Consider the following 10583-nt stretch of genomic DNA (forward strand, 5'->3'; position numbering starts at 1 on the left):
GCCCCGCCCACGGACCCGCCACCACCCGCGGAACGCTCCGAACGGGCAGCCCGGAACGACGCCGCAGGGCCGGCGCCGCCCCGGACCCTTCCGCTCACTGGTCCGACCGGACCGCGGCCTCTCCCGGTTCGTCGCGACAGCCGTCCTCCCCCGAGGAGCGGGAGGCCATCGCGGCACGGTCGGACTCACTGCGCAGGACACAGAACTCATTGCCCTCGGGATCCGCGAGAACCACCCATCCCGAGCCGTCGGGTCTCCGGCGGTCGGCCACCACGGTGGCTCCCAGACCCAGCAGCCGTTCGACCTCTTCCTCCCGCGAGGTCTCCGGACGCAGGCACAGATGCACCCTGTTCTTGACCGTTTTCGGCTCCGGGACCTCGTTGAAGTGCAGCAGCGGTCCCGTCGGCAGCATCACCTGTATTTCCGGATCGCCCGGACTGCTGTCCGGATGCAGCGGGCAGCCGGTCGCCTTGCTCCAGAATTGAGCCAGTTCGTAGGGGTTCGCACAGTCGATCGCCACGTTCTGCACTGTCGAGACCATGCGGGCGAGCCTGCCACGGCCTCTTTCCGTCCCACCACACCGAATGACGTCAATGCGCGCACGACGCCCGCCGCACCTCGTGCGAGAGCACGCCGGTTCCCGCGCACTTCCGGGAGCCGGCGGCCGGCGCCGGCAACTCGGACATCGGAAGAACCGCACCTTCCCCGCGCTGCGACACGGCCCCGGACGGGAAACCCGGCAGATTCCGGCCCGGGAAATGAACTCACCGGTCAAGTGGGGGGAATGAAGGATTCTGAGGGGCGGTCAGCACGAACTGGAGGAGAGGCATGGGGGAGAGCCGCAGGAGAGAACACCTCCGGCGGGCGATGCTGAGCGGTGCCGTCGGAGGCGCGTCCGCCGCGGTCGTGGAGGTCGTCGCCACCCTCTCCGAGGCGTCCCTGCCGTGGTGGGCGGTGGTGGGCACGGGCTTATTGGTGGCTGTGCTCGCCGGCTGGTCCGGGGCGCAGCTCGGCCGTATCGCCGGCGTTCGGAAAGAGGCCCTGGAACCGGGCGAGAGAGTCATCGGCACTTACGTCGTCCTGCCCCCGTTCAAGGAGCACACCCCGCCCGATCCTCACGAAGGCCCGCAATACGAACTTCTGGTGACCACCCGCGGTCTGCACCTGTGGGAACGCTCCGCACTGCTGTGGCGGTACCCATGGACAGAACTGCGTGTGCTCACCGACGGCCCGCGCCTGCGCATCTACCACGAGGGACGCGAGGCGGGAACGATGCTGCTGCGGGCAGGGGCCGCGCAGGAGACACGCCTGATCGCCGCACGATACGCAGCCGCCTGACACACGGACCACAGCCCCATCCCCAGGCCGCACCGATCCGCCTTCATCGGAATCCACCTGACCGTGCAGCCCGGTTGCCCGCGAGGGAATGCGGATCCCCTCGCCCCCTCTTCCCTTCCCTCCTTCAACCGGAACGCCCGGCCGCTAACGTCCCGCGCCATGTGGGCTCAGGAGATCGTGGCCGGCCGACCGGCGTGGCGGCACCTTCCCTCCGGGGTGGTCTTCCGGGCCGTTCCCGGAGGAACGTTCCGGATGGGCCTGTCCGACGCGGAGCTGGACGCGGTGCGAGCCATCGAGCGGGCCGGCGGTGCCGATGGCGATCTCGAGCCGTTCTTCGCCGGCGCCGCCCGGGCCCGGCCGGTGCGGGAAGTGCGGGTCGGGCCGTTCCTGATCGCCCGGCATCCGCTGACGGTGGCGCAGGTACGGCACTGGCTGCCCGAGTACGAGGACAGCTTCGCCGTGTCGGACTCGAGCACGGCCCGGCTCGAGGGCGACGTGGACGACCTGCTCGAGGCGATGCCCTTCCGGCTGCCCGGCGAGACGGAGTGGGAGTACGCGGCCCGGGCGGGCACGACCACTTTGACCTTCCGGGGGAACGGCAGGCCGGACGAGGACCAGGTCCTCGACGACTTCGCCGACGAGGAGCGCACCGCCGCGGCCGAGAACGCCTTCGGGCCGGCGGCGATGGGATCGGCGAACGAAATCTGCGCCGACGTGTGGATCCCGGATTTCACGGACGCACCGAGGGACGCACGCCCCCGCACCGGGGACGGGCCGCGGGTGGTGCGCGGAGGCGCCGGCGACCTCTCTCCGTGGCAGTGCTGTGACGAGTGGCTGCTGTTGCTCTCCGCCACCCGTTGCGAGTTCCAGGACTTCACCGCGGTCCGCCCGGTCGCACCTGTGGATGCGGTCCGCGTCGGCAAGGCGCCGGCCCGAGTGCTCCCTTGACGCTCCAGGGCGGCCGGACTCGAGGAGCCGGCTGCCGCGGAGGCGTCCAGGCGGCCGGTGACCACCACCGGGGACGCCGGATGTGCAGGGGGGCGACCGCCCTGGGGTGATCTTTGTCACTCAAAAATTGGTTGAAGGCGGGACAACTGTGCGGATGTGTTCCGCTTTGCGACGGGCGGCCCGATCTCCTCCCTGCCCTGGGGCGAGATGTGGCCCCTTATGGGGAGCCGTCTGCGGCAGTACGATTTGCCGGCCGTCATATGTGGAGTTCATGTGAAGCTTTTATGAGGGGTGCGGGTGGGGTGATCCGGCCGGCCGACGGGCACGGTCGTGATCTTCGCCGTCCGAGATGAGGCAAGAGGGGCGTCATGCACGGACATGCGGCCACCGGCCTGTCCGGCGTGATGCACGGGACAGGTTCCTCGGGGCCGGGTCCGGCGGGCGGCGCCATGAAGCCGGCCTCGCTCATGCGCCGGGGGCGACCGCGCCTTTGACGGTCACCGCCCGGCATCGGTCCCCAGCGAGGAGGACGGCCCGGCGGAGGCCGACTCGGCCCAGGCAGGCGCAGGAGGGAAGCCCCACTGCGGTCGTCGCCCCGGCCGACGACAGCCCCAGGCCCGGCTCCGCAGCGCCCCCGACAGCACCGGCCTCACCTCTGTGCCTGTTTTGCAGCCGCACGAGACCGAAGACGTGAACCGGCCGCCGCACCCCTTCCGGGCGCCGCCGGTCGCGTCTCGGCACGACTCCGCACGAGGCACCCATGGGGAAGCACCGAAGAACGGGCCTGACGCCCGCCAGGACCCGCAACGTGATCGCCCTGATCCCGGCCCACAACGAGGCCGGCGTCATCGCGGACTCCCTCCGGGGACTGTACGGGCAGACCCTGCCTCCGCAGCGGGTCGTCGTGGTCGCGGACAACTGCACCGACGCCACCGCGGCCATCGCGGCCTCCCTGGGAGCCGAGGTCTTCGAGACCCGGGGCAACCGGCACAAGAAGGCCGGAGGCCTGAACCAGGCCCTGGCCGCCCTGCTGCCCGAGCTGCACGACGACGACGTGGTCCTCGTGACGGACGCGGACAGCGTCCTGGACCCCGGCTTCGTGGCCTGCGGGGCGGAGCACCTCGCGAAGGGCTACGGAGGAGTGGGCGGCACCTTCCGGGGCGGGCCCGGCGGAGGCTTCGTGGGCCACCTCCAGCGCAACGAGTACGCCCGCTACGCACGGGACGTGAGACGTCTGGGCGGCAAGTGCCTGGTGCTCACCGGCACGGCGGCCATGTTCCGGGTGCAGGTGCTGCGGCAGATATCCCGGGCCCGCCTGAAGGGCCGGCTCCCGCCCGGGGACGGACGCGGGGGCGTCTACGACACCTCGGTGCTCACCGAGGACAACGAGCTGACCTTCGCGGTCCTGCACCTGGGCCATCAGGTGATCTCGCCCAAGGGCTGCACGCTCACCACCGAGGTCATGCCGACGTGGAGAGCCCTGTGGAACCAGCGGCTGCGCTGGAAGCGGGGAGCGGTGGAGAACTGCGTCCAGTACGGCCTGACGCACATCACCTGGCGCTACTGGGGCCGTCAGCTCCTGAGCATGATCGGCATCCTTGTGACCGCCGTGTACCTGGCGACCATCGCCTACTCCCTGGCCACGGACTCGTTCCGTCTGCACGAGTTCTGGCTCTGGGTCTCGCTCGTCTTCGTGGTCGAGCGGGTCGTGACCGTACGGGAGCGCGGCTGGAGACGGATGCTGCTCGCCGCGTCCATGTACGAGCTGCTCTTCGACTTCCTGCTCCAGGCCTGCCACGCCAAGGCGTACCTGGACTCCGTGTTCCGCCGTGAGCGCGCCTGGTAGCGGGTCGCTTCAGTAACTGCCAGAGATCAAGTGGGAGAGACCGTGTACAACAACCCTGCGATGACGGTGGGCGGTGGGGCGCTGGCCTCCACCGGTCTCGGACTGATGACCAGCGTGTGGCTGGGCCTGGCGGCCTTCGCCATGGTGGCCCTGGGAGCCGCCGTGATGCGGATCGTGCCCCGGGGCGGAAACCGCTCCTGACCGTGACCCGCTGAACGACCGCGGTGGCCCTCTCGCCCCCGGGAGCGGCCACCCCGGCCACCTGCCACAGCTCCGGGCACGGTGTGCCGGCCCCGAGGAGCACGGTGGCCGTTCACGTGGCTGCCTGGGGCTGTGACAGGCACCAGTGATCGCGGCGGTGCCAATGAAGCCGGCCGGTCGACCCAGGCCTCGCAACGCCCCTGGCACCTTGGCCCGTCCTCCACCATGACACGGAGGCGCGCCGCTGGACCGACTCCTTACGCCTACAAGATCACCAGCCGGGGTAGCGGTCCCACCAGTGCGGGTCCCAACCTCCGAGGTACTCGCCGCCGCTGGGACGGTCGACGATCTGGGCGACGAGGTCGCGGGCCAGGGTGTCGAGCACCCAGGCCAGCTCATGACGACTCACCAGGTCAATGGGCAGCGCCTCCACGCCGTGGGCCGCTCCGAGCAGTGCCCCGGTCATGCAGGCCACCGAGTCGCCGTCGGGCGCCCCGGCGGCGAAACGCAGAGCGGCGTCCACCTGGTCCCGCTCCGGGAAGGACGCGGCGACATACAGACCGCCGAGCAGCGCCGAGGGCGCGGTGGCGTCCGGGGCGAGGTGCGCGAGCCGCTTCGGGTCGGCGGGATGCCGGTCGGCCTGCTCAAGTGCCTTGAGGAGCTGTACGTGCTCCCTGCTGGACAGGTCGAGGTCCAGATCGGGAAGCGCGTGGACCGCGTTCACCAGGGCTTGGCGTACCTGCGACCGCACGGCGAACCTGGCGTCCTGTGCCTCGGGAGTGCTGGTCAGGCAGTGGCTGAGCAGCACGGTCGCGTGGGCGGCGGCGGACTGGGCGGCCGGGTCACCGTGGGTGAGGGCGGCGATTTCGCGAACCTGCCTCACCCAGTACCCCGGGTCACGCCCGGCGACGGCCACGGCGACGGGGAGGGTACGGGTGAGTGCGTGGCAGCCGCGGCTGGTCGTCGTCGGCTTCTCCGTGGTTCCCTGCTCGATCTTGGACAGGGCGGCCACAGTTGCCGGGGCCGAACCCCGCCGCTGTGCCAGCATGGGCACCTGGGCGAGCCAGCCGTCGGGCCACCGCTCGTCACCAGCTGTGATCCAGCGGCGCCGCATCCGCTCCACCTCTATGCCCTGCAGGGCGGCCCACCGGCAGTAGGCGTGCCACACCACCGACGGGGGGTGGCACAGGCCCCTGTGGTCACCGCGCACGTAAGCGCGGATCGTGCCCTCGACGGTGAAGCAGGCCAGTTGGGTGCTGACCCCGGCTCGCAACGACCCCTCGGCCGGCAACTTGCCCCGGGCCGCGCCCAGCGTGTCCCCCACCGCCAGCCCGAGCAGCAGCCCGCGCACCCGGGAGGCCGCCCACTTCTCCTTCAAGAACTCAGTCCGACGATCCGGCTCCGGGGCACGCTCCAGCCGCACCTCGTCGTTCTCCCGGGACCGGCTCACCGGCGATGCACTTCTTCCGGCGGCCAACGCGTGCACGGCGTCGAGCAGTTCGGTGTGCGCTGGCAAATGCCAGCCGTGCACCAGCACCCCACGGAGGTCGGACAGCGCGGTTTCGGCGTCGATCCCGGTGGCCAAGTGGCTGTAGACGGCGGCGATGGCAGGGGTACGGCTCTGTCCGGCGGCGCAGTGGAGCAGGACTCGCTTGCCATCCCGGCGCAGCCGCAGCACCTCACGGGCGGCCTGGTCCACGACGTAGTGGAGGTTGGCGTTGTCCCCGTCGCTGTCCACCAGCCAGATGCGCACATGCTCGACATCGGCGCCGGGCAGGACCGGGCCCGTGCCCATGCGGCACAGCGACACCACCGCGTCGACGTCGACCGGCTCACCGCTCTGGAGCAGGGCGAGGTTGCCCAGCACGACCCCGGGGTCGTGCGGGTGGGGTATGGCGAAGGCTCGGCTGGAGTGTGACGGGATCGGCATGTGTTTCGCCGAGGGCCAGCCTGCGGCGTCGTCGCTTCCGTTGCGGGCGGTGAGCACTGCCAGCCGGACCAGGTCGGCCCCAGTGAGACCGGGCCAGCCGTGCACGGCCTGCTGCCACTGCAACGGGATGCCGGAGCAGCCCCAGCGCGCGCCGAGCAGGGCACCGGCGATGGCCGCGACGGTGTCGGTGTCCGTCCCGGCCCGGACCGCCGCCTCCAGGGCGAGACGCAGATGCTGGGCGGGGAAGCTGCCCTTGGCGGGGCTCAACTCGGGGACAGGCGTGCGCACGATGGCCGACCAGGCGGCCTGAAGCGCGTGAACGACCCAGCCGTTGCGGGAGAAGTGGTGCGGAGGGTGGGCTTCCGCCTCATCCAGCCGCTCGGCCCACAGGACTCGGCGCTCCGCGGGAAGCAGGTCCAGTCCGGCGCGTACGCCGTCGAAGGTTCCCTCCAGCACTGCGGTGCGGATGCCGGAGCACCACAGCACACAGGCGTCGGTGCAGTCGGGGTCCGGATGGGTGAGCGCGCTGACCGCGACGGCCGCCTCGGCCATCGCGGCCACGTCGCCGAGGTAGGCGAGAGCGACGATCCCGGTCCGCATCAGCGAGCCATTGCCGGCGCTGTTCGCCTTGGCGGCGGTGAAGCTGCGGGCGGCCTCCAGCATGGCCGCCCCCGCCGCTCCGGACGCGCGGTCGGCGGCATTCAGTACAGCTTTGGTCTGGTTCCCGACATCACTGGCACCCTCCCTCAGCCAGCGCTGGAAGTTCGCCGCAATCGCGTCGAGGGCCTCGGGAGCGCGCAGATCGGCTCCGGTGGCCGCCACCTCGGCGATGCACACCTGCATCTGGGTGTCGTCGGAGTACTCGCCGGGCTTATACGGCCCCAGCCCGCCGCCGATCATCTGCGGCTGCTGGTCCTCGCGCAGCCTTGCCGCGAACTCGTAGGGCACGCCCAACGCGTCGCCCACGGCTGCCCCGAGCAGGACACCGGCGGCCCGGTCGATACCCAGGACGTCCAAGTGGGGCTGGGGTTTACGGGCGTGAACCACGGGGCCTCCATGTGGTACGGCGGCGCACGTCTGTGAGCCGGGCGGTGGCAGGCGGGCAGCGATCCCAGGCGTAAGCAGTCGGGTGGCACAGCCGCAACCGGCGGGCTGAAGAAGTCGGCTCATCAGCGGCTTGATGCTGCGTCAGATTGACACGGCACCTCGATAATCGTCAAGAAGACGATATTGAGCACTTGTCCGGATGGGCAGCCGCTCTCGCCGGCCTCGTGGCCGTGTCTCCGAAGAGGCGCGACCTGACAAGCTCATGCACGGTGGGCAGTGAGGCGTCGAGGGCTTCGGTGGGGCTCGGTGTTCGCATCCGCCGTGTCCGGATCAAGTCCGCGTTCTGCTGGTGGGACAGCAGGCTGGCGACGGCCTGGACGATGTCGCTGATGTGCTCGCGACAGCCGAGGTGCCGGGCCGGTACCTGCCGGTTCTTCAGATGGACGACCCCGCGCTCGACCCGGATGCGGCGTAGGAATGCGCCGCGCGCCGTTCGTGCATCTTCGCGTGCCAGTCGGGGGTGTTGAGGGCGCGTGGAACGAGCTGGCCAGGCTGGCGCTGTCCGGTTCCGGCTGGACGGCTGAGCGCGTACGAACTGCCGGCGAAGCGCTCCGCGCCCACTTCGAGGCGCACGGCGGTGAGCACACCGACCGGGACCGCGCCTGACACACGTCCGGCCGGTGTCCAGACGATGTCCGCCCCGTTCAGCAGCCTGTCCGGACACGGATCCCCTTCCCTCGGGATGTATCCATGCGGATCTCATAGACCACCCTGCGCGCCGTCTGCGCCACCACAGCAACGTTCCTCCCGCCCGACGAGCAGCCCGCCAGCCCGCGCGACCTGATCCACGCCGTGAGCGCTGCGGTCGAGCGGCGCCTGGAGGACGAGGACCTGACCCCCGGCAAGAAATACCGCGTTCGCGAGGGCGCCGTCGAAGCCATGGGCCCGTGGTCGAACCGGTGGACCCGCGCCGATCCCGCAGAGGACCGCAATGAAACCCCAAGATCAAGGCCAAGCCGAGCAAAAGACCAAATGCAGCAACAATGTAAAAGCAGTGATCCGCCAGGAGAAAAGGTGCAGCCAATCAATTCAAGTCAAAACGCAGCACACACCTTTGGTGGCCCTTTACAAACAGCCCCGCAATGACAAATGATCTTCCCTGGCGTCAGCACGCAAAGAACACGACAAGGGGAGATCTTGAGGAGATCAGCAAAACTTCTCGCATCGGCTGCCGTGGTCGGCATGGCTGCGACGGGGGCTCTGTCCACTGCGGGCTCGGCCGCCGCCAGCTCGCAGCCGCAAGTGCACGTCGCCACCTACAAGTCCACCGAGGAAGCCCCGCCCGAGTTTCTGCGCGGGCCGAACGGCGAGGTTCCCACCGAGTGGGGCGTGGCCACCTTCCCGATGGATGTCGAATTCGACTCCGACGACATGATCACCACGAAGGTGAAAAAGGGTGGCGGAGACTGGAACTACGGGACCGTCGCCGACGGCGTCTACAAGGGGTGCTACTCCAACTACATCCACCCCACCAAGAAGCACTCGGCCTCGGTGGCCATAGCCAATGCGACCGACAAGGACATTCGGAACGCCAACATCTGGGCGAAGGCGTACGCAAGGGCAGGTGGCGCGCACACATGCAACGCCTACTGGAGCACGTACTGATCTCGCCGGTCTAACCACGGTCTGACCGACTGAAGCACCGGCCGCCCTAGACCTGCGGCCGGTGCTTCAGTCTCTTATGACCTCACATCCTTGAGCGGTCGGGCCACTCACTCATTCCCACCATATCTCGCGAGGTTGTCCCAGTATGCGCACGCTGCAACTTGTGTCGCTAGCCATCGCCACGTGTGCCGCCGTGGGAATTGGCGGCCCCCTCCTCGACGCATCCGCTAGCCCATTGGCAAGCTCGCTCGGGGCAGTCCTGGTCGCCGGCTGGTGTTACGCAGCCATCCCCTTTCACCTCGGCATGGCAAGCACATCCAAGTTGAAGGCCGCCACCGTCGGCACGGCTGCATTACTCATCACTGTGGTCTCCTACTACTCGTTCAAGGCCACACAGGGTGATTTCAGGACAGTCGATTTCTCGGAGACCAGCGGCAGAGAGTTCTTCTCATGGGGCCAATTTGCCAGCATGACGTTGTATTGGTGCCTCGCAGCCCTAATCTTGGGACCGCTTCTCAGTGTGGCGGGTTGGATGGCGCGCCAAGGCGCGATTCGCCTCCCATTTCAACTCCTCATCCCAGTTATCACACTCGCCGAGACAACGATGCGGTTGCAAGCCGAAGCGTCCAGGGCCTCATCTCCAGCGGTATGGGCCTGGGAGTCTGCTCGCGCGACGTCGATAGCGCTGATCGTGCTCCTCATCGGCGTGGCGGCATGGAAAAAGCACAATCGTCGTTCGCCCGCGCAGCCCGATGGCTGAGTGACCCCATGTGTGAAGGCGGCCGAGGCCAAGCGCCTGGACTACTGGCCTCGGGCGGAATGGGAAACGAGGGGCCCGGACACTATCAGCCTCGATCCACCGCGTGATTTCTGATCATGCGTGTGATTGGTTTCGGGGTGGATTTTCCGTTCCGGGAGCGGGTTCGAGGGATGCGGCGAGCCAGGCTTCGGCGTGGGACAGGCCGGTTCCGGCGAAGACCCAGTGGGTGCGGACGTATGCCGTGTCGGGCTCGGGACCGCTCGCCGCAGCGGCCTGCGCCCGGCGCCATGCGACGCGGGCGTCGCGGAGGGCGCCGAGGGTGGTGGAGTAGCAGCGGGAGGCCATGAGCCACACGGACCGCCTGCTCAGGAGGCGTTCCGGTCGTCAGTGACCGCCCTCGTTGATGTCAAAAGCTGCCGTCAAAGGCCCCGGACCATGATTGGTCCGGGGCCTTTTGGCTGGTGCCCCCGGCAGGATTCGAACCTGCGACACCCGCTTTAGGAGTTCGATCCGAATGCGGTCCGGCAGAGCCCCTGCCCCATCGGACAGTGCGTGCTGAGCCACGCATGGGTGCCCACGTCCGGTGCTGTTGATGTCACCTGTGGATGTCAGCCGGAGTTAGCGCTTCTTGCGGATCTTGCGCTTCTTCTCCTTGGCCTCCTTCTCCTTCCGCTGAGCAACTCCGTATGCGGACCACGGCCCCTGGTGAATCGGGCAGCGGGAGGTGCCTGTCACCACCTTCCGCTGACACGGCCTTCCTGTCTTGGTCTTCGCACTGCACTTGGCCATGCTTCGTCCCTCTCCAGTCTCGTCACGCAGGACGTGAAGCCCTAAGGGCTGTCCCGTAA

At 69.0% G+C, this 10583-nt stretch carries 10 protein-coding genes and 2 pseudogenes; 8 read left to right on the top strand and 4 right to left on the bottom strand.

The window, feature by feature from the left end; all coding sequences use genetic code 11:
- Positions 1–160: 160 nt before the first annotated feature.
- Positions 161–541: pseudogene (locus tag CCN35_RS28415) on the bottom strand (VOC family protein); the annotation flags it as partial.
- A gap of 287 nt (positions 542–828) precedes the next feature.
- On the opposite strand from CCN35_RS28415, the gene CCN35_RS17230 reads away from it, so the two are divergent.
- The 4 genes from CCN35_RS17230 (at position 829) to CCN35_RS28420 (ending at position 4333) form a co-directional block, all read left to right on the top strand.
- Positions 829–1338: a hypothetical protein gene (locus tag CCN35_RS17230; RefSeq protein WP_236560640.1), complete on the top strand. Its 510-nt coding sequence runs from the start codon at positions 829–831 to the stop codon at positions 1336–1338.
- 177 nt (positions 1339–1515) lie between these two features.
- Positions 1516–2286: a formylglycine-generating enzyme family protein gene (locus CCN35_RS17235; RefSeq protein WP_245863220.1), complete on the top strand. Its 771-nt coding sequence runs from the start codon at positions 1516–1518 to the stop codon at positions 2284–2286.
- Positions 2287–3046: 760 nt separating this feature from the next.
- Positions 3047–4132 carry a glycosyltransferase family 2 protein gene (locus CCN35_RS17240; RefSeq protein ID WP_079129776.1) on the top strand — a complete coding sequence of 362 codons (1086 nt, stop codon included), beginning with the start codon at positions 3047–3049 and terminating at the stop codon, positions 4130–4132.
- 42 nt (positions 4133–4174) lie between these two features.
- Positions 4175–4333: a hypothetical protein gene (locus CCN35_RS28420; protein ID WP_158100417.1), complete on the top strand. Its 159-nt coding sequence runs from the start codon at positions 4175–4177 to the stop codon at positions 4331–4333.
- A gap of 271 nt (positions 4334–4604) precedes the next feature.
- On the opposite strand, the gene CCN35_RS17245 is transcribed toward CCN35_RS28420, so the two are convergent.
- A complete protein-coding gene (locus CCN35_RS17245; protein WP_236560641.1) occupies positions 4605–7310 on the bottom strand; it encodes an ADP-ribosylglycohydrolase family protein in 2706 nt (901 codons plus the stop codon).
- A 349-nt stretch (positions 7311–7659) separates the two neighbouring features.
- Between CCN35_RS17245 and CCN35_RS29995 the strand changes: the two genes are divergently transcribed.
- The 4 genes from CCN35_RS29995 to CCN35_RS17260 all read left to right on the top strand — a co-directional run bounded on the left by CCN35_RS29995 (position 7660) and on the right by CCN35_RS17260 (position 9735).
- Entirely contained in the window at positions 7660–7785 is a 126-nt protein-coding gene (locus tag CCN35_RS29995; RefSeq protein ID WP_281254805.1) for a hypothetical protein, read from the top strand.
- Positions 7786–8162: 377 nt separating this feature from the next.
- Positions 8163–8456, top strand: coding sequence for a hypothetical protein (locus CCN35_RS28095; RefSeq protein ID WP_143631599.1), 294 nt, complete (start codon positions 8163–8165; stop codon positions 8454–8456).
- 96 nt (positions 8457–8552) lie between these two features.
- Entirely contained in the window at positions 8553–8975 is a 423-nt protein-coding gene (locus CCN35_RS17255) for a lactococcin 972 family bacteriocin (protein WP_079129778.1), read from the top strand.
- A gap of 304 nt (positions 8976–9279) precedes the next feature.
- On the top strand, positions 9280–9735 hold the full coding sequence (locus tag CCN35_RS17260) for a hypothetical protein (protein ID WP_211285539.1): 456 nt from the start codon (positions 9280–9282) through the stop codon (positions 9733–9735).
- Between the two features lie 114 nt (positions 9736–9849).
- On the opposite strand, the pseudogene CCN35_RS29525 reads toward CCN35_RS17260, so the two are convergent.
- Both CCN35_RS29525 and CCN35_RS30240 read right to left on the bottom strand, forming a co-directional pair.
- Positions 9850–10107 (bottom strand): annotated as a pseudogene (locus CCN35_RS29525) (replication initiator); the annotation flags it as partial.
- Between the two features lie 246 nt (positions 10108–10353).
- The gene (locus tag CCN35_RS30240) at positions 10354–10524 is read right to left on the bottom strand and encodes an HGGxSTG domain-containing protein (RefSeq protein ID WP_301478298.1); all 171 of its coding nucleotides are present in this window, start codon (positions 10522–10524) and stop codon (positions 10354–10356) included.
- Positions 10525–10583: the final 59 nt, after the last annotated feature.

The sequence above is a fragment of the Streptomyces thermovulgaris genome (assembly GCF_002155915.1).
Classification (GTDB): Bacteria; Actinomycetota; Actinomycetes; order Streptomycetales; family Streptomycetaceae; genus Streptomyces; species Streptomyces thermovulgaris.